This window comes from Streptomyces sp. ME02-8801-2C, from assembly GCF_033793965.1.
In the GTDB taxonomy this organism is placed as follows: domain Bacteria; phylum Actinomycetota; class Actinomycetes; order Streptomycetales; family Streptomycetaceae; genus Streptomyces.
In genome coordinates this window covers 61,494-77,989 of sequence record NZ_JARAXP010000020.1, presented here as the reverse complement: position 1 = coordinate 77,989, position 16,496 = coordinate 61,494, and the positions used below count along the sequence as shown (strand labels likewise).

The window sequence follows — 16,496 nt, the reverse complement described above, 5'->3', positions numbered from 1 at the left end:
CGCGCTGTGCCTGCCGGGCAGACGGTACGACCCCGCACGGCCAACGCCCTGATCAGCGGATTCGTTGCCAGTGATCACTGGCAGCATGACCGCTGGCCTGCGAGGCCGGTGAATCCGAGTTACCCATGGGTATCCAAAGCCTGCGAGTCCGTCATACCCTGCGGCTCATGACGGACTCGCAGGCCCCGGTAAAGCCCGGCACCGACGCCCCCACCGGTACGAACCCCCTGGCACCCGCGCCCACAGGCGCCCGCACCGCCGCCGACGTGGTCACCCCCGAGCTGGTCGCCCAGCTCACCAAGGGTGTCGTCGGCTCCGGTCGCACCGCCAACCACACCCCGTTCACCGGCGAGAAGCTGGCCGACCTGCCCGAGTCGACCCCCGAGGACGTGGAGAAGGCGTACGAGCGGGCCCGCGCCGCGCAGGCCGTCTGGGAGCAGACCCCCGTACGGCAGCGCGCGGCCGTGCTGCTCCGCTTCCACGACCTGGTGCTGGAACGCCAGGCCGAGGTCCTCGACCTCATCCAGCTGGAGACCGGCAAGGCCCGCCTGCACGCCCACGAGGAGGTCCAGGCCGTCGCCGTGGCCGCCCGTCACTACGGCCGCATGGCTTCCCGGTATCTGAGGCCGAAGCGGCACGCCGGCGCGATGCCCACCCTCACCAAGGTCACCGAACTGCGCCACGCGCGCGGGGTGGTCGGCCAGATCGCACCCTGGAACTACCCGCTGGAGCTGTCGGTCGGCGACGCGATCCCCGCCTTCGTCGCGGGCAACGCGGTCGTGATGAAGCCGGACACGGAGACCGGTCTGACGGCCCTGTGGGCCCGGGACCTGCTGATCGAGGCCGGGCTGCCCGCGGATGTCTTCCAGGTCGTCCTCGGCGAGGGCCCGGTCGTCGGCCCCGAGGTCGTCAAGCACGCCGACTACGTCTCCTTCACCGGCTCCACCCGCACCGGCCGCGAGGTCGCGCAGGGCGCCGCCGCGCGTCTGGTCGGCGTTTCGCTCGAACTCGGCGGCAAGAACGCCATGTTGGTCCTGGACGACGCCGACATAGAGAAGGCGGCGGCGGGCGCGGTCCGGGCCTGCTTCTCCTCCGCCGGTCAACTCTGTATCTCCATCGAGCGGTTGTACGTCCACGAGTCGATCGCGGACGCGTTCGTCGAGCGCTTCGCCGCCCGCACCAAGGCGATGCGGCTCGGCAAGTCCCTGGCGTACGGCGCCGACATGGGTTCGCTGGTCGGCGAGCGCCAGTTGGAGACGGTGACGCGGCACGTGGACGAGGCGGTCGCGAAGGGCGCGAAGGTCATCGCGGGCGGCACCGCCCGCCCGGACATCGGCCCGTACTTCTACGAGCCGACCATCCTCGACGGCGTCGAGACCCCGATGGCCATCTGCTCGGAGGAGACCTTCGGACCGGTTGTCTCGATCTACCGCTTCAAGACGGACGACGAGGCGGTGGCCCTCGCCAACTCCACGCCGTACGGCCTGAATTCCTCGGTCTGGACGAAGAACGGCGCCCGTGGCCGCGCCGTCGCCGCCCGCGTGCGCTGCGGCACGGTCAACGTCAACGAGGGCTACGCGGCGGCGTACGGCAGTGTCCAGTCGCCGATGGGCGGCATGAAGGACTCCGGGCTCGGCCGCCGCCACGGCTCCGAGGGCATCCTCAAGTACACCGAGGCCCAGACGGTCGCCCAGCAGAGACTGCTGCCGCTGGCTCCCGCCCTGGGCATGGACGACGAGAAGTACGCGGAGTTCATGAGCAGGAGCCTCAAGGTGATGAAGGCACTGAGGCTGCGGTAGGGCCCGCCTCGAGGGCCGCGTCCAGCAAGGTCTGTTCTCAACGAGGAGAGCAAGTGTCGTACGACTACGACGTCATCGTGGTGGGTTCCGGCTTCGGCGGTTCCGTCACCGCCCTGCGCCTGACCGAGAAGGGGTACCGGGTCGGCGTACTGGAGGCGGGCCGCCGTTTCACGCGCGACACGCTTCCCCGCAACTCCTGGGACCTGAAGAACTACCTGTGGGCGCCCAGGCTCGGGATGTACGGCATTCAGCGCATCCATCTGCTGGGCAACGTGATGGTGCTGGCGGGCGCGGGTGTCGGCGGAGGTTCGCTGAACTACGCCAACACCCTCTACGTACCGCCGAAGCAGTTCTTCGACGACCCGCAGTGGCGTGACATCACCGACTGGCAGGAGGAGCTCCGCCCGTACTACGACCAGGCCCGGCGCATGCTCGGCGTACGGCTCAACCCGACGATGACCCCGTCCGACGTCCATCTCAAGGCGGCGGCCGAGCGGATGGGCGTCGGCGACACCTTCCACATGGCGCCGGTGGGCGTCTTCTTCGGGGACGGCGCGGACGCGGAGGGAGCGGCCGAGGTGCGGCCGGGGGAGGAGACCCCCGACCCCTACTTCGGCGGCGCGGGGCCCGCCCGCAAGGCGTGCACCGAGTGCGGTGAGTGCATGACGGGCTGCCGGCACGGCGCGAAGAACACCCTCAACGAGAACTACCTCTACCTCGCCGAGAAGGCGGGCGCGGTCGTCCACCCGCTGACGACGGTCGTGTCCGTCACGGACGACTCGCGCGGCGGCTACGCGGTCGCCACCCTCCCCACCGACGCGAAGAAGAGCGGGGGCCGGACCTTCACCGCCCGCCGTGTCGTCCTCGCGGCCGGTACGTACGGCACTCAGACCCTGCTGCACCGGATGAAGGCGGGCGGTCAACTCCCGTACCTCTCCGACCGGTTGGGCGAGCTGACCCGTACCAACTCGGAGGCGCTGGTCGGCGCGCAGACCGACGACCGCCGCTACCGCAGAGCGACCGGGGAGACGAAGGCCGACTTCACGCGCGGAGTCGCCATCACGTCCTCGATCCATCCCGACGAGAACACCCACGTCGAACCGGTCCGCTACGGCAAGGGATCGAACTCGATGGGCGGTCTGTCCATCCTCCAAGTCCCTTACGCGGAAGGGTCGTCGAGGGCCCTGGGCTGGCTGGCGAACGCCGCCCGCCACCCTCTTCTCGTCCTGCGCTCGATCTCCAACCGCCGCTGGTCGGAACGGACCATCATCGGCCTGGTGATGCAGTCCCTGGACAACTCACTGACCACCTATCTGAAGCCGAAGGGCGCGGGCAGAGGCCTTTTGACGGCCCGTCAGGGTCATGGCTCCCCCAACCCCAAGCAGATCAGGGCGGCGACGGACAGCGCCACGGCTCTCGCCGCGGAGATCAACGGCTTCGCCGGCAGCAACGTGGGCGAGCTGATGGGCATGCCGTTGACCGCCCACTTCCTCGGCGGCTGCCCGATCGGCGGCTCACGGGAGACGGGCGTGATCGACCCCTACCACCGCCTGTACGGCCACGAGGGCATCTCGGTGGTCGACGGCGCCGCGGTCTCCGCGAACCTGGGTGTCAACCCGTCCCTCACGATCACCGCCCAGGCCGAACGCGCGATGTCGTACTGGCCGAACAAGGACGAGGCGGACCCGCGCCCGGCCCAGGGTGCCGCGTACGAGCGACTGCAACCGGTCGAGCCGAAGGCACCGGCGGTCCCGGCGGACGCGTTCGGCGCCCTGCGCCTGCCGTTCCTGGGCATACCGACGGTGCCGAAGAAGGCGTAGCGGCAGGTTCGGAACACGCACACATAGGTTCAGAACACGCACACGTAGGTTCAGAACAGTAGGTCCAGAAAATAAGAGAAGGACCCGCGCCCCCCTCCGAGCGCAGGTCCTTCTCTAGTTCGTGCCGGAGGCTTACGCCTCCGTGCCCGCCTTGCGGCGACGCATCGCGAACACCGCGCCCGCGCCGGCGACGACGGCGACACCGCCGACCAGGCCGATCATCGGCAGGGCGGAGCTGGAGCCGGTGTCGGCGAGGTTGCCGGTCGGCAGGGCGGAGACGTCACCCTGGGGCTTGTGGGGCGAGTCCTTGGAGCCGTTGTCGCTCGGCGTGGCCGTACCCGGGTCGGTGTTCGGGGCGCCGGCCTTCAGGACCCGGAAGTCGTACTGGGCCCAGCCCTCGGCGATGCAGTCCTGGCCGTCGACGTTGTCGATGTAGGCGCCGGAGCCGAAGGAGTAGGCGTCGCCCGCGGGGGCTCCCTTGGCGATGCTGAGGCGCAGGTCGACGGACTGGCTCGCCTTGCCCTTCAGCTTGTCGACGTAGAAGAAGTAGTCGCCGGCCCACTCGTCGTCGCCGACCCGGTCCCAGGCGCCGGTCTCGGGGTTCTTGAACTCCAGGTCGACGTACGGGCTCAGGAACTTCGCCTCGTCGACCTCGTAGTTCTCGACCTCGGCGTAGAAGGCGACGCCCTTGATGTCGGCCGACGAGTCGTTGGTGACGATCAGCTTGAAGTTGTGGAAACCGTCACCCGCGACGATCTTGCCCGGCAGGCCCTTGATGTCGGCGGACACCCGGGCGTTGCTGTAGCTCTCGTCGAGGTCCTCGCAGAACGGGACGTCCGGGTCGGACGGCTCCTCGCTCGGCTCGGCGGAGACCGAGGCGGAGACGGACGGCGACGGTGAGGGCGAGGTGGACTCGCTCGTGCTCACACTCGGCGAGGCGCTGCTCGACGACGGGCCGTCGGACGGCAGGCTGGAGCCACTGGGCGCGGAGTCCGTGGGCGTCGCCGAAGCCGTGTCGCTCGGTGTCTGCGAGGGCGTCTCGGTGACGGTCTCGGTCGGGGTGGCCGAGGGCGAGCCTTCGGCGAACGCGTAGGGCGCGGACAGCAGGGCGAGCGGGGCTATGACAGCCGTCGCCGCTGCTGCGGCCATGGCACGGCGAAGCTTCATGAAGACCTCAAGACCTCAGGACGTTCCAGGTGAGGGGCACGGGACGTGACCCCTGGTTCTGAACGTGTGACATGCGGCCGCTGTGAATGGTTGCTCTTCGCTCACAGAAAACTTATGTGTGCTGGGTCACATTCGAGGCGGCGAGGGTGATGCGGTCGACGAGAGGCTTTCGGTCGCCGGGAGTGGCAATGGCAAAGGGCCCCGCGGGGCGGAGCCGCGGGGCCCTTCTCCGTCAGCACCGGCGTCAGGGCAGCGCCGGTGCCTGGGGGAAGCGGCGCCGGGGGGTTGCGCCGCATTGATGGTCTGCATCCATGGTCCGCGCCCGGCGTGCGAGGGGGGCGCACGCATGGTCTGGACCAATGGCGGTCGTAGGTTGCGAGGCAATGCACTTGCCCGCCAAGGGACTTGGGGTTGCCGCTTGGTTTGTTCTTGCATCGTGCTGGAAGGTCGCGGAGTACGCAACCTTTTGACCCGGGCTCGTACTTTTTGGCCCTTGTGCTTGCAGTCGACTGTGCTGTGCCGGTCGGCCCCGGGCGTCCCCGGAGCCGACCGTTCTCTGGGGTGACCGGGCTGCTGTCCCCTGCCGTCCGGTCACAACCCTGGAGCCACGCGTGGTTTGTGCGGGCCCGCCCCTGGCTGGCACGGACACCAGTACCAACGAAAGGCGCGTACGCCGGTCACGCACCGGACGGGTGAGACGGTGCCCGAACTCAGATACGACCCCGGCACAGCTCCAGCAACGTCATGGCGAGGGAGGTGCCGGGCCGGCCCAGCGCGTCCCGGTAGTGGCTGAGGACGTCCATCTCGCGGGACAGGTTCACGCGCCGCCCGCCCGAGGCGATCCGCGACTCCTGGATCACCGCGGACACGGCCATTCGCTCCTGGACGAGACCGATGATCCGGTCGTCCAGCGCGTCGATGCGTTCCCGTGCACCGGCGATCACATCGGCGGCCTCGGAGGTACGGGCACCGGTCACATCGAGAGAGGTCATCGGGGGCTCCTTGTCGGAAAGGGTGCCCCGGACCGGCGTGACCCGGAAACGACAGGCGCCCCGGGCCTTGTCGGCCCGGGGCGCCTGGGAAGTCGCTTGTCAGTTGCTCAAGCAGCACGACCATGGCAGCCGGTGGGCCGGTTGCCATAGGTAAAGACGAAGGTCGCCGTGTGCGTGAACATGGGGGCCAGTATGCACGGGGACGGGCGCCTTTCCAAGGCGGGGCTTTTCCTGGCGGTGCTGTGCACCTTCAGCCCGTCCGGCGATTGCGGACGAGGCTCGTTCCGGGCCGAGGCGGGGGCCTGGGGGCGGCAGCCCCCGGAGACGGCGAGGTGCCCGACGTCCACCCCGGTAGAATCGGTAGTACAGACCCCCGCCCAACCGCCGGAAGGCCCCCGTGTCAGCAGCGACCCCCGCCCCCGACACCGTCCTGGTCGTCGATTTCGGTGCGCAGTACGCCCAGCTCATCGCCCGCCGAGTCCGCGAGGCCCGGGTCTACAGCGAGATCGTGCCGAGCACCATGCCGGTCGAGGAGATGCTCGCCAAGAACCCGGCCGCGATCATCCTCTCCGGCGGCCCCTCGTCGGTGTACGCGGAGGGCGCCCCGCGCCTGGACCGCGCGATCTTCGAGGCCGGCGTCCCCGTCTTCGGCATGTGCTACGGCTTCCAGCTGATGGCGACCACCCTCGGCGGCACGGTCGACAACTCCGGAGCCCGTGAGTACGGCCGTACACAGCTGTCCGTCACCAAGACGTCCTCCACCCTCTTCGAGGGCACCCCGGCGGACCAGTCGGTGTGGATGTCCCACGGCGACGCCTGCTCCGCCGCCCCCGAGGGCTTCTCGGTCACGGCGTCCACGGACGTCGTCCCGGTCGCCGCCTTCGAGAACGACGAGAAGAAGCTGTACGGGGTCCAGTACCACCCCGAGGTCATGCACTCCACGCACGGCCAGCAGGTCCTCGAACACTTCCTCTACCGGGGCGCGGGCCTGACCCCGTCCTGGACCACCGGCAACGTCATCGAGGAGCAGGTGGCGCTGATCCGCGAGCAGGTCGGCGACAAGCGCGCCGTCTGCGGCCTCTCCGGCGGCGTGGACTCGGCGGTCGCCGCAGCCCTCGTACAGAAGGCCATCGGCTCCCAGCTGACCTGCGTCTACGTCGACCACGGCCTCATGCGCAAGGGCGAGACCGAGCAGGTCGAGAAGGACTTCGTCGCCTCGACCGGCGTCACGCTGAAGGTCGTCGACGCCGAGGAGCGGTTCCTGAAGGCGCTCGCCGGGGTCTCCGACCCCGAGGAGAAGCGGAAGATCATCGGACGCGAGTTCATCCGCGTCTTCGAACAGGCGCAGGCCGAGATCATCGCGGACGAGGGTCCCGAGGTCGCCTTCCTCGTGCAGGGCACCCTCTACCCCGATGTGGTCGAGTCCGGTGGCGGTACCGGCACCGCCAACATCAAGTCCCACCACAACGTGGGCGGGCTGCCCGAGGACCTCGAGTTCGAGCTGATCGAGCCGCTGCGCAAGCTCTTCAAGGACGAGGTCCGCATGGTCGGCCAGGAACTCGGCCTGCCGGAGGAGATCGTCCAGCGCCAGCCGTTCCCCGGCCCCGGCCTCGGCATCCGCATCGTCGGCGAGGTCACCAAGGACCGCCTCGACCTCCTGCGCGAGGCCGACGCGATCGCCCGCGAGGAACTGACCGCCGCCGGCCTCGACCGCGACATCTGGCAGTGCCCGGTGGTCCTCCTCGCGGACGTCCGCAGCGTCGGCGTCCAGGGCGACGGCCGTACGTACGGCCACCCGATCGTCCTGCGCCCGGTCTCCTCCGAGGACGCGATGACCGCCGACTGGTCCCGCCTCCCCTACGAGGTCCTGGCGAAGATCTCGACGCGCATCACCAACGAGGTCGCCGACGTCAACCGGGTCGTCCTCGACGTGACGAGCAAGCCGCCGGGCACCATCGAGTGGGAGTAGTCCCAGGGACCGTGCGGGTCACGTCCGCCTGAGAGTGCGTACCGGCTCTCCGGGCTGCCACACCTGGACGACCAGGTACTTCTCGTCCTCCACAGACGTCCGCACGACCTCCGTCAGCTCGGTACGGAAGAGGTGGAACGGCTCCGGCGGTTCCACCTCTTCGGCGTACGCTGCCTTGACCTCCGGATCCTGGACCTCGTACGCCTGCCCGCTGATCCGCACATCGCCGCCGCTCATGTCCGTCCCCGCGCCGGGGTTCGCCTGGAGGGCGAAGCGCGGGTCGCGGAGCAGGTCCCGTGCCTTGAGCGAGTCCGGCATCATGGCGAGCCACAACTCGCCGTTCAGGAAGCGCACTTCGAGGCCGGACGTGCGCGGCGACCCGTCCTTGCGGAGGGTGGCGAGGGTGTGGTGGGTGAAGGCCCGGAAGCGTTTCTCGGCGGTTTCGGCCAGGTCGGGTTCCGCTGTGGTGAATACTGCCCAGTTCATGGAGTCGAGTCTGACGCCGATACCCGACACCCGCTGACGTGTATTCGCCTATTCGCCGCAGTTCGTCCGGCGTCCCGTCGGTGTCTCGGGTCCCGGCCCGATATCTGTTTCATCACTTCGCAAACATCCCTGTTCTCCTGCGCGGACCGACGGTAACTTCCGCTCCGTAAAGGAACCCAGTGCTGGAGGACCTATGCACGGGCCCACTCCGCCCCTGCCGCTGCCCACCGACCAGCTGCAGTTCGCGATGCCCCCGATGTACGAGTCGCTCGACGACGAGCGCAGGCACCGCAAGGAACGGCTGGCCGGGGCCATCAGGCTGTTCGGACGGTTCGGCTTCGAGGACGGTGTCTCCGGGCACATCACGGCGCGCGACCCGGAGTACAGCAACTGCTTCTGGGTGAACCCCTTCGGGATGCCCTTCAAGCAGGTCACCGTGAGCGACCTCGTCATGGTCAACCAGGACGGCCAGGTCATCGAGGGCCGCTACCACATCAACCAGGCCGCCTTCACCGTGCACGCCCAGGTGCACGCCGCCCGCCCGGACGTCGTCGCCGTGGCCCACTGCCACTCGGTGCACGGCCGCGCCCTGGCCGCCCTCGGCGACCTCCTCGACCCGATCACCCAGGAGAGCTGCGCCTTCTACGAGGACCACGCACTGTACGACGCCTACACGGGCGTCGCCGTGGACGCCGACGAGGGTCGGCGCATCGCGTCCGCGCTCGGCTCCCGCAAGGCCCTCGTGCTGCGCAACCACGGGCTGCTCACGGTGGGCGACTCGGTGGACGCGGCGGCCTGGTGGTTCCTGTCGATGGAACGGTCCAGCCAGGTCCAGCTGACCGCGAAGGCGGCCGGTCGGCCCATCCTGATCGACCACAAACAGGCGGTCTCGACACGGGAGCAGCTCGGCGGGGACCTCGTCGCGTGGATCAACTACCAGCCCCTGTGGCGGGACATCAGCAGAAGCGAGCCGGATCTGCTGAGCTAGCGGAACCAGCGGTCCTGGGGACACCGGAAACCCCGCGCGAGGACGAGAGCCCGGATGGGTCAGAAGCCTCGCAGGACGGCCGCCTTGGTGGTCGTGAACTCGTCGTCCGTGAGCACACCCTCGCGGTGCAGCTCGCCCAACTCCCGGAGCCTGCGCAGCAGTACGTCGTGGTGGTCGGACTGGGGCGGGAGAGCGGGCGTGAGCGGGGGCCGTTCCCCATGGTCGACCGCCCGGGTGGAGGGGTGCGGCAGCCGGGCGGTGACCGCGGTCGCGACGAGCGCCGTGAGCAGGTCGCGGCGCGCGCTGCCCCACAGGTCGAGGGCGTAGGGGTCCTTCTCGGGCGGCAGCTTGGAGAACACCGACTCGCGGGTCACGAAGCGCATGAAGCCGTCCTCGTAGCCGGAGTTGGGCAGCCAGTCGACCTGGACGAGATCCTGCGTCGCGATGATGCGGGGGCCGGTGGCCCGCTTGACCCGGTCGGAGGTGTCGGCCCAGTCGATACGGACCCGCGTGCCGTCGAACGACACCGTGCCGTCGCTGGAGCGCACCGACACCGGCACGGGCGGGCCCGGGAGCAGATACACCTTGGCGGGCTCCTCGTGCACCGGATCGAGGAGCAGGGCGTGGCGGATCTCCTCGGCGAGGTACTGGGCGATCCCAGACCGGTCGATGTCCACGGTCAGCCGGTACGGATCGGCCGCGTCCGGCAGCCGTCCGCCGGTCGCCTGGAGCAGCGGGTCGGCTCCCTCGCGGAGCCTGAGCCGCAGCCGCCCGCGCTTGCGTTCGGGTTCGTAGACGATGCCCGAGACGGCCTCCAGGGGCACGGCGACCTCGCCGTACGTCTGCCGGAACAGGGGCACGGAACGGTGGAGCCCCGGCGTGATCCTGACCGTGCTGCCGTCGAAGGCCCAGGTCCCGTCGCGCTGGATGATCTCGGCCATACGTGAATTCTTGCAGCCGGGTCAACACGGGGGTCGCGGTTTCACTCGCCCTTTCCGCTGCCGGGGCGGACCTGCCGCACGCGACCGGTGTTAGGTAGGGCACAATTCGCTCTCGTCGTGGGGGAGTTGCGCGGCCGGGTTTCGGGCCTCCTGAGTCCTTGTGCATTCCGGTGTTTTCCGGTGCATACCGGTGTGCTGATGTCCTGGTTCTTGGTGTGTTGTGTCGGGTGTGGGGAAGGCGGGCGTCGGGCGTGGCGGTGCACGAGGCGAGGCAGGGTGTGCTGCCCGGGGAACACGGGGGTGGCTGTGCCTGTGGGGACTGCCCGCACGGCGCGCGTGCGGGACACCGGCGTGCGGTCGCCGAGTTCCTGCTCATGCGGGAAGGGTTCGCTGCGGGGCAGGGGCTGCCGGCCGCGGTGGCCCATTCGGCGTCGGCCTCCCGCCAGTGGGTCTCCGATGAACTGACCCAGTCGGCCGCCGTCGTCGCCGAGCGAGGCCGGGCCGAGGGCGAGGTGTGGCTCGCGCGACTGTGGCGCCGTACTGCGGTCACGGTGTGGGCGCTGATCGGTGTTCTGCTGCTCGTACAGGCGCTCACCGCGATCGGGGCGGGCTGGACCGCCGCCCGGACGGCAGGGCTGGTGGCCGCCGTGCTCGTCGGCGGCGCGCTGACCGCCGCGTCCTGGTTCCACCGGGCACGGGGCGGAGCGCTGGCGCCCCTGATCGGCGAGGACAACCGCCTGTCGACCTCCCGTGTGGTGGCGGCGGGTTGGGTGCTGTTCCTGGCATACGCCGTGCTCGTCCTGGTGGGCCGGCTGGCGGCGGCCTCCGGCCACGAGGAGCGCGACGCGCTGATCGCCGGCCTCGAACTCGCCCGGGGCGCGGGCGTCGTGACCGTCCTCGCGGTGGTGTGCGCCATCGCGGTGCTCGTACGCAGGGTGGTCGGCCTGCGTGTCCTCGGCCAGCGGCTGCAGAAGGTCCGCGCGGACCGCCCCCGTGCCGCCGACCTCCTGACGGACGACGCGGGCCGCGGCACCTTCGCGGACATCCAGTACGTGGTGATCGGCACGGTCGCTCTCCTGTTCGCTGTCGTACGGTTGGCCCGGCGCCCGGATCAACTGCCTGACCTGCCGTGGGGGCTGGCGGTGGTGGTGCTGGTGTCGGCGGCGACCTATGTGGCCGGCAAGTACGCCGAGGGAGGCCGACCGGTGATCCTCTCTGTCGTGCGGGCCCGGGAGGCGGGCGACCTGGACGCCCCGATCCGCACCGGCGACGACATCGAGATCCGCGGCGCCGGCTTCGTGCCCCCGGGTGCGGGCACCGCCGACCGGCTGTCCCGCATGGTCGTCCGCATCGGCCCGGTCCATGTGCATGTCCCCCTGGTCCCGGTGCCCGGTGGCTTCAGCAACCCCCGGGACGAGGTACTGACGGTGCCTGTACCGGCGGATGTGGAGCCCGGCCGGGTGGAGGTGCAGGTGGTGACGGCGGCGGGCGTGGAGACGAACCGGTGCGTGATCGATGTGACGGACTGAGCGTGGCCTCCTGACGCTTGCGGGCTGCGGGTCTCTGTGACTGCTGTTCTCCAGGCAAAGTGCGGAAAAATGCTGTGCCGGGGGTGAGCGAGGTCACCTGGTCGTGCGTATCGTCTGTTGAGGGGTCAACATTGGCGCGCGAGAGGCGGCTAAGGGCGATGGCTCACAGCACTCGGACGGACACGCACTCTCCCTATCTCGACGGCGACCGGGACTGGCGGGACACAGCCACCCGCTACGCCCTGCTGCCCCTGCGCATCTTCCTGGGCGTCACCTTCATCTACGCCGGCCTGGACAAGCTCACGGACAGTTCCTTCTTCGCCGACTCCGGATCAGGCTCCGTCGGTGACCTGATGCGGTCGGTCCGTGACTCCTCCGCGATCCCCGCCCTGGTGGACCTCGCCCTCAAGAGCCCCGCCGGCTTCGGTTACGCCATCGCCTTCGGCGAGCTGGCCGTCGGCATCGGCACACTGCTCGGACTGCTCACCCGGCTGGCGGCGGTCGGCGGTGCGCTGATCTCCCTCAGCCTCTGGCTGACCATGAGCTGGGCCGCCGATCCGTACTACTACGGCAACGATCTTCCCTACCTGATGGCCTGGATCCCCCTGATCCTCGCCGGTGCGTCCGTCCTCTCCGTGGACGCCGCCCTACGAGCACGACGGCGGCAGCGGTCCGGGGGATATCGCTAGCAGGCGGTGCGGTAGCAGGAGAGGCGGTTGGAGTCGGTGCGGTAGCAGCCGGGGCCGTGGAGCCGGTGCGCGTGGGCGTGCCGACTCCGGACGTCGAGGCCGGTCAGCTCGGTATCTCCGGCGGCCTTGACGGTCCCGCCCCCTCCGCCGTGCGGCCGATGGGCCCTGCCGCGCGGCGGGACCTTGCGCGGCGTATCGCCCCCGTGAGGAGGGCCACCGCGCCTGCCAAGGCCAGGCCGAACATCAGGAGCGGGATCACCGCGAACCAGGGTGTCTTCCAGGCATCGTTCGCGTCGCCCACGTAGGTGATGCCGGCGATGGTGACGAAGATGCCCGCGATCAGCTTTCCGGGCTGGAACTCATGACGAGGCACGGGTCACCTCCGCCTGTCCCAGGCCGACCCCGAGGTCGAGGTCGAGCGTGCCGGCGTCGGCACCGCCGCCCGTCGGCGACAGGGTGACCTCCTTGCGCTTGCCCGGTGCGACGTCCACGTCCTGCTTGCCGTCGCCGGGCAACTGGATGTCGCCGATGCCCACTTCGATCTCCGCCTTCACCGTCACGCCCTTTGGCACGATCACCTGGATACGGCCCGCGCCCACCTCGACCGCGGTTTTCACCGTCTGCCCCTTGTCGAGCCGCAACCCGGTCAGATCCAGCGTGGCGACGCCCGTGCCGACGTCGTACCTCGGTAGGACCTCTGTCACCGCGGTCGGTGTCCATTCCTTGCGCACCCAGTGAGTGCTGACCTCTTCGGGCAGCGCCGCCGACCCTGCCAGCAGAGCCGCCGTGATGACCGCCAGGAACACCGAGCCCGCTCCGGTACGGCCGAGGAACGCGCTGACCGTGATGCCGACGCCGAACACGATGAGGGCGCAGGCGAGGCCGGTCTGCAAGCTGTTGGCGAGTGGCCGGTCGTACCATCGCGCGGCCGTTCCGATGAAACCGGCCAGGAGTGCCATCAGGAAGATCCAGCCGCCGATCCAGCGCGGGCCGCGCGGCTTCGGTTGGCGGGGCCAGGCGGCCCGTATGTCCGGATGCCGGCCGCCGTACTTGCCTTGGGTGATGTTGATCGCCGCCGCGATGTCCCGGTCCCGGGTGTCGTGGGGCCCCCACAGATACCCCGTACCGCCGACGTGTGTGCCGTCCTTGACGATGGGGTCGCGCCACCACGAGGGGTAGGAGGCGGGGACCGGCGGCGCCTGGGCCTCCGGTGGGGCGTCGGCGACGGCCTGGGCGGCCAGCGGATCGGGGTCGGGGGCGCCGCGGTTGCGCGACCAGTAGCCGGCGCCTCCGAGGAGGATGGACAGTATGACGGCGAAGGAGAGCACTCCGCCGTTCTTCAGCATCGTCAGGAACACACCGCAGCCGACCAGCGCGAAGAGCACGGCAGCCAGTCCCTGGCCGTCCACTCGGCCGGTGAGCAGTTTGCGGAACTCGTTCTCCTCCTCGTCGTCGTACGCCACGAACAGCCAGGCGAAGCCGTAGAAGATGAGGCCGAGGCCGCCGGTCGCCGAGAGCACCGCGAGCGTGATCCGAAAGATCACCGGGTCCATGTCGCAGGTCCGCCCGAGCCCCGCGCACACACCGCCCAGCATCTTCTGCTGTCGGTCGCGCCTGAACGGGCGGGGACCGGGAGGTGCTCCCGCTCCCGTATCTGGCTGTGCGCCCGCGTCCGTGTGCTCGGGCGCGCGCGGTTCCCCTTTCTCCGTGGGCGGGGCTGCCGCGGCGGGCGCGGCATCCTGCGGCCCGGCGCCCGGGACGGGGCGCGGGCCGGAGCCGGGTCCCGGACCCGTCGCGGCGTGTGCGTGATCTGTCATGCGTCCATGGTGGCGGTTGAGGCGGTCCGGCGGCAGTCGGGATGACCCTGGGCGAACCCTGATATCGGCCCTGAGAGGGGACGGGGGAAGCGTTCGACGGCAGGCGGGCCGGAAGATCAGGGGAGTCTCGGGGGCCGACCCTGATGCCCGGGCCCGCCCGGCGTGTGAACATCGATGGCATGCCGGAAGCCGCAACGTTGCCACTCGTCGAACCGCGGCCCCCGCGCAAGCTCTACCGCAGCAGCGACGGACGCTGGCTCGGAGGCGTGGCGCGAGGGCTGGCCGGGCATCTCGGGCTGCCGGTGATCTGGCTGCGCCTCATGTTCGTAGGCCTGTTCATGGCGGACGGACTCGGCGCGCTGTTGTACGCGGCCTTCTGGTTCTTCGTTCCGCTCGGTGTCGGCGGCGTCGAGGCACAGCGCCCCCCGTCCCTCGTCACCGCCGAGACCTCGCCCGACGGCCGTCGCAGACTCGTCGCCCGAAAGCCGGACAAGGGGCAGATCGTCGCCCTGCTCCTCATGGTCGTCGTGGCCATGGTCTTCGTCGGCAACGTGAATCTCGGCGGGGGCGCCAAGGCCTATCTGTTCCCGACCGTGCTCGTCGCCGCCGGTGTCGCCCTGGTCTGGCGTCAGGCGGACAACGCACGGCGGGCCCGCTGGATGGAGGTCGGCAGCCGTCGCCGCACTCTCACCCTCCTGCGCACGGCGGCCGGCGTCATGCTGGTCACGGCGGGTGTCTCCGGCGTGTTCGTGCTGCAGGGCTCCGCCGCCCACCTCGGCTCGGTGCTGCAGGCCGCGCTGGCGGTGCTGGTCGGGATAGCCCTGCTGGCCGGTCCGTATCTCGTCCGTATGACCCAGGACCTCTCCGAGGAGCGCCTGATGCGCATTCGCGCCCAGGAACGCGCGGAGGTCGCCGCCCATGTGCACGACTCGGTGCTGCACACCCTGACCCTGATCCAGCGCAACGCGGAGAGCCCCAACGAGGTGCGCCGTCTCGCCCGTGCCCAGGAGCGTGAACTGCGCAACTGGCTCTACAAACCGGAGGGCACCGGCAAGGAGGAGGCCGACGAACCCAGCACCCTCGCCGAGGCGGTGCGGCGCAGCGCGGCGGAGGTCGAGGACAAGCACGGCGTCCCCATAGAGGTCGTGGTCGTCGGTGACTGCCCGCTCGACGACAGAACGGGCGCACAGATGCAGGCCGCGCGGGAAGCGATGGTGAACGCCGCCAAGTACGGTGGCGAGGGCGGCGCGGTGCAGGTCTACGCCGAGGTCGAGGGCAGGACGGTCTTCGTGTCCGTCCGGGACCGTGGGCCCGGCTTCGACTTCGACTCCATACCCGCCGACCGCATGGGCGTCAGAGAATCGATCATCGGCCGTATGGAGCGCAACGGCGGTACGGCGCGGCTGCGCGCGGTACCGGGCGGCGGCACGGAGGTCGAGCTGGAGATGGAGAGGGCGGAGAGCACGTCATGAGCGAGGCGCACGGGGAGAACAGGCAGAGCGAGTCGGCCGGTTCGGAGGAGTCGGCCGAGCGGGCAGCCGATGCCGGACCGGCCGCAGCCGCCGAGGCCGCACAGGCCGGCGGGTCTGCCGGGGACGGAAGCGGCAGTGGTGAGGCGAGCGGGCGGCGGGTGCGTGTGGTTCTCGTCGACGACCACCGCATGTTCCGTACGGGTGTGCAGGCCGAGATCGGGCAGACCGAGCGGACCGGCGTCGAGGTGGTCGGGGAGGCCGCCGATGTCGACCAGGCGGTCACCGTCATCACCGCCACCCGGCCCGAGGTGGTCCTCCTCGACGTCCATCTGCCGGGCGGGGGCGGCGTCGAAGTGCTGCGCCGTTGCGCCCCGTTGATGGCCGACGCGGAGCGGCCGGTGCGCTTTCTGGCGCTGTCCGTCTCGGATGCCGCGGAGGACGTCATCGGTGTGATTCGCGGCGGCGCCCGGGGATACGTCACGAAGACGATCACCGGCGTGGATCTCGTCGACTCCGTTTTCCGCGTCCAGGACGGCGACGCGGTGTTCTCGCCGCGGCTTGCCGGCTTCGTGCTGGACGCCTTCGCGTCCACGGATGCCCCGCCGGTGGACGAGGACCTCGACCGCCTCACGCAGCGCGAGCGAGAGGTGCTGCGGCTGATCGCCAGGGGGTACGCGTACAAGGAGATCGCCAAGCAGCTCTTCATCTCCGTGAAGACGGTGGAGTCGCATGTGTCGGCGGTTCTCAGGAAGCTCCAGCTGTCGAACCGGCACGAGTTGACGCGGTGGGCCACGGCACGGCGCCTGGTCTAGCCGAGTGGGCCCGGC

General features: G+C 70.1%; 14 protein-coding genes. 8 read left to right on the top strand and 6 right to left on the bottom strand.

Going from position 1 to position 16,496, the window contains the following annotated elements:
• Positions 1 to 167: 167 nt before the first annotated feature.
• Together PV396_RS38880 and PV396_RS38875 are read left to right on the top strand one after the other, a co-directional pair.
• Entirely contained in the window at positions 168 to 1,799 is a 1,632-nt protein-coding gene (locus tag PV396_RS38880; RefSeq protein WP_319212961.1) for a succinic semialdehyde dehydrogenase, read from the top strand.
• A gap of 53 nt (positions 1,800 to 1,852) precedes the next feature.
• On the top strand, positions 1,853 to 3,619 hold the full coding sequence (locus tag PV396_RS38875; protein ID WP_319212959.1) for a GMC family oxidoreductase: 1,767 nt from the start codon (positions 1,853 to 1,855) through the stop codon (positions 3,617 to 3,619).
• Positions 3,620 to 3,751: 132 nt separating this feature from the next.
• Here the strand turns inward: PV396_RS38875 and PV396_RS38870 are convergent, their stop codons facing one another.
• Positions 3,752 to 4,786 (bottom strand): LAETG motif-containing sortase-dependent surface protein, encoded by a 1,035-nt coding sequence (locus tag PV396_RS38870; RefSeq protein ID WP_319212957.1) that lies wholly within the window; start codon positions 4,784 to 4,786, stop codon positions 3,752 to 3,754.
• A gap of 710 nt (positions 4,787 to 5,496) precedes the next feature.
• Complete coding sequence (locus PV396_RS38865) at positions 5,497 to 5,778, bottom strand: chorismate mutase (RefSeq protein WP_319212955.1); 282 nt, start codon at positions 5,776 to 5,778, stop codon at positions 5,497 to 5,499.
• A gap of 397 nt (positions 5,779 to 6,175) precedes the next feature.
• Between PV396_RS38865 and guaA the strand changes: the two genes are divergently transcribed.
• A complete protein-coding gene (gene guaA / locus PV396_RS38860) occupies positions 6,176 to 7,747 on the top strand; it encodes a glutamine-hydrolyzing GMP synthase (RefSeq protein ID WP_319212953.1) in 1,572 nt (523 codons plus the stop codon).
• Between the two features lie 18 nt (positions 7,748 to 7,765).
• On the opposite strand, the gene PV396_RS38855 is transcribed toward guaA, so the two are convergent.
• Positions 7,766 to 8,233 (bottom strand): pyridoxamine 5'-phosphate oxidase family protein, encoded by a 468-nt coding sequence (locus tag PV396_RS38855; protein ID WP_319212951.1) that lies wholly within the window; start codon positions 8,231 to 8,233, stop codon positions 7,766 to 7,768.
• A 193-nt stretch (positions 8,234 to 8,426) separates the two neighbouring features.
• Here PV396_RS38855 and PV396_RS38850 point away from each other — a divergent pair, with 193 nt between their 5' ends.
• The gene (locus PV396_RS38850) at positions 8,427 to 9,221 is read left to right on the top strand and encodes a class II aldolase/adducin family protein (RefSeq protein ID WP_319212949.1); all 795 of its coding nucleotides are present in this window, start codon (positions 8,427 to 8,429) and stop codon (positions 9,219 to 9,221) included.
• A 59-nt stretch (positions 9,222 to 9,280) separates the two neighbouring features.
• On the opposite strand, the gene PV396_RS38845 is transcribed toward PV396_RS38850, so the two are convergent.
• On the bottom strand, positions 9,281 to 10,162 hold the full coding sequence (locus tag PV396_RS38845; RefSeq protein ID WP_319212947.1) for a DUF4429 domain-containing protein: 882 nt from the start codon (positions 10,160 to 10,162) through the stop codon (positions 9,281 to 9,283).
• Positions 10,163 to 10,413: 251 nt separating this feature from the next.
• Here PV396_RS38845 and PV396_RS38840 point away from each other — a divergent pair, with 251 nt between their 5' ends.
• Both PV396_RS38840 and PV396_RS38835 read left to right on the top strand, forming a co-directional pair.
• Entirely contained in the window at positions 10,414 to 11,691 is a 1,278-nt protein-coding gene (locus PV396_RS38840; RefSeq protein WP_319212946.1) for a hypothetical protein, read from the top strand.
• A 158-nt stretch (positions 11,692 to 11,849) separates the two neighbouring features.
• The gene (locus tag PV396_RS38835; RefSeq protein WP_319212944.1) at positions 11,850 to 12,380 is read left to right on the top strand and encodes a DoxX family membrane protein; all 531 of its coding nucleotides are present in this window, start codon (positions 11,850 to 11,852) and stop codon (positions 12,378 to 12,380) included.
• A gap of 103 nt (positions 12,381 to 12,483) precedes the next feature.
• On the opposite strand, the gene PV396_RS38830 is transcribed toward PV396_RS38835, so the two are convergent.
• On the bottom strand, positions 12,484 to 12,753 hold the full coding sequence (locus tag PV396_RS38830) for a hypothetical protein (RefSeq protein ID WP_319212942.1): 270 nt from the start codon (positions 12,751 to 12,753) through the stop codon (positions 12,484 to 12,486).
• Entirely contained in the window at positions 12,740 to 14,197 is a 1,458-nt protein-coding gene (locus PV396_RS38825) for a PspC domain-containing protein (RefSeq protein WP_319212940.1), read from the bottom strand. The genes PV396_RS38830 and PV396_RS38825 overlap by 14 nt, the downstream gene beginning before the upstream one ends.
• Positions 14,198 to 14,376: 179 nt before the next feature.
• On the opposite strand from PV396_RS38825, the gene PV396_RS38820 reads away from it, so the two are divergent.
• Both PV396_RS38820 and PV396_RS38815 read left to right on the top strand, forming a co-directional pair.
• A complete protein-coding gene (locus tag PV396_RS38820; protein WP_416071557.1) occupies positions 14,377 to 15,669 on the top strand; it encodes a PspC domain-containing protein in 1,293 nt (430 codons plus the stop codon).
• Positions 15,666 to 16,481, top strand: coding sequence for a response regulator transcription factor (locus PV396_RS38815; RefSeq protein ID WP_319212937.1), 816 nt, complete (start codon positions 15,666 to 15,668; stop codon positions 16,479 to 16,481). Before PV396_RS38820 ends, PV396_RS38815 begins: the two co-directional genes overlap by 4 nt.
• Positions 16,482 to 16,496 lie beyond the last annotated feature (15 nt).

What these genes read in the sequence shown, in the direction of transcription:
- PV396_RS38820 (WP_416071557.1), top strand. Translation starts at nt 14,377, where the DNA reads ATGCCGGAAGCCGCAACGTTGCCACTCGTCGAACCGCGGCCCCCGCGC.
- PV396_RS38835 (WP_319212944.1), top strand. Translation starts at nt 11,850, where the DNA reads ATGGCTCACAGCACTCGGACGGACACGCACTCTCCCTATCTCGACGGC.
- PV396_RS38880 (WP_319212961.1), top strand. Translation starts at nt 168, where the DNA reads ATGACGGACTCGCAGGCCCCGGTAAAGCCCGGCACCGACGCCCCCACC.
- PV396_RS38850 (WP_319212949.1), top strand. Translation starts at nt 8,427, where the DNA reads ATGCACGGGCCCACTCCGCCCCTGCCGCTGCCCACCGACCAGCTGCAG.
- PV396_RS38825 (WP_319212940.1), bottom strand. Translation starts at nt 14,197, where the DNA reads ATGACAGATCACGCACACGCCGCGACGGGTCCGGGACCCGGCTCCGGC.
- PV396_RS38855 (WP_319212951.1), bottom strand. Translation starts at nt 8,233, where the DNA reads ATGAACTGGGCAGTATTCACCACAGCGGAACCCGACCTGGCCGAAACC.
- PV396_RS38870 (WP_319212957.1), bottom strand. Translation starts at nt 4,786, where the DNA reads ATGAAGCTTCGCCGTGCCATGGCCGCAGCAGCGGCGACGGCTGTCATA.
- PV396_RS38865 (WP_319212955.1), bottom strand. Translation starts at nt 5,778, where the DNA reads ATGACCTCTCTCGATGTGACCGGTGCCCGTACCTCCGAGGCCGCCGAT.
- PV396_RS38845 (WP_319212947.1), bottom strand. Translation starts at nt 10,162, where the DNA reads ATGGCCGAGATCATCCAGCGCGACGGGACCTGGGCCTTCGACGGCAGC.
- PV396_RS38815 (WP_319212937.1), top strand. Translation starts at nt 15,666, where the DNA reads ATGAGCGAGGCGCACGGGGAGAACAGGCAGAGCGAGTCGGCCGGTTCG.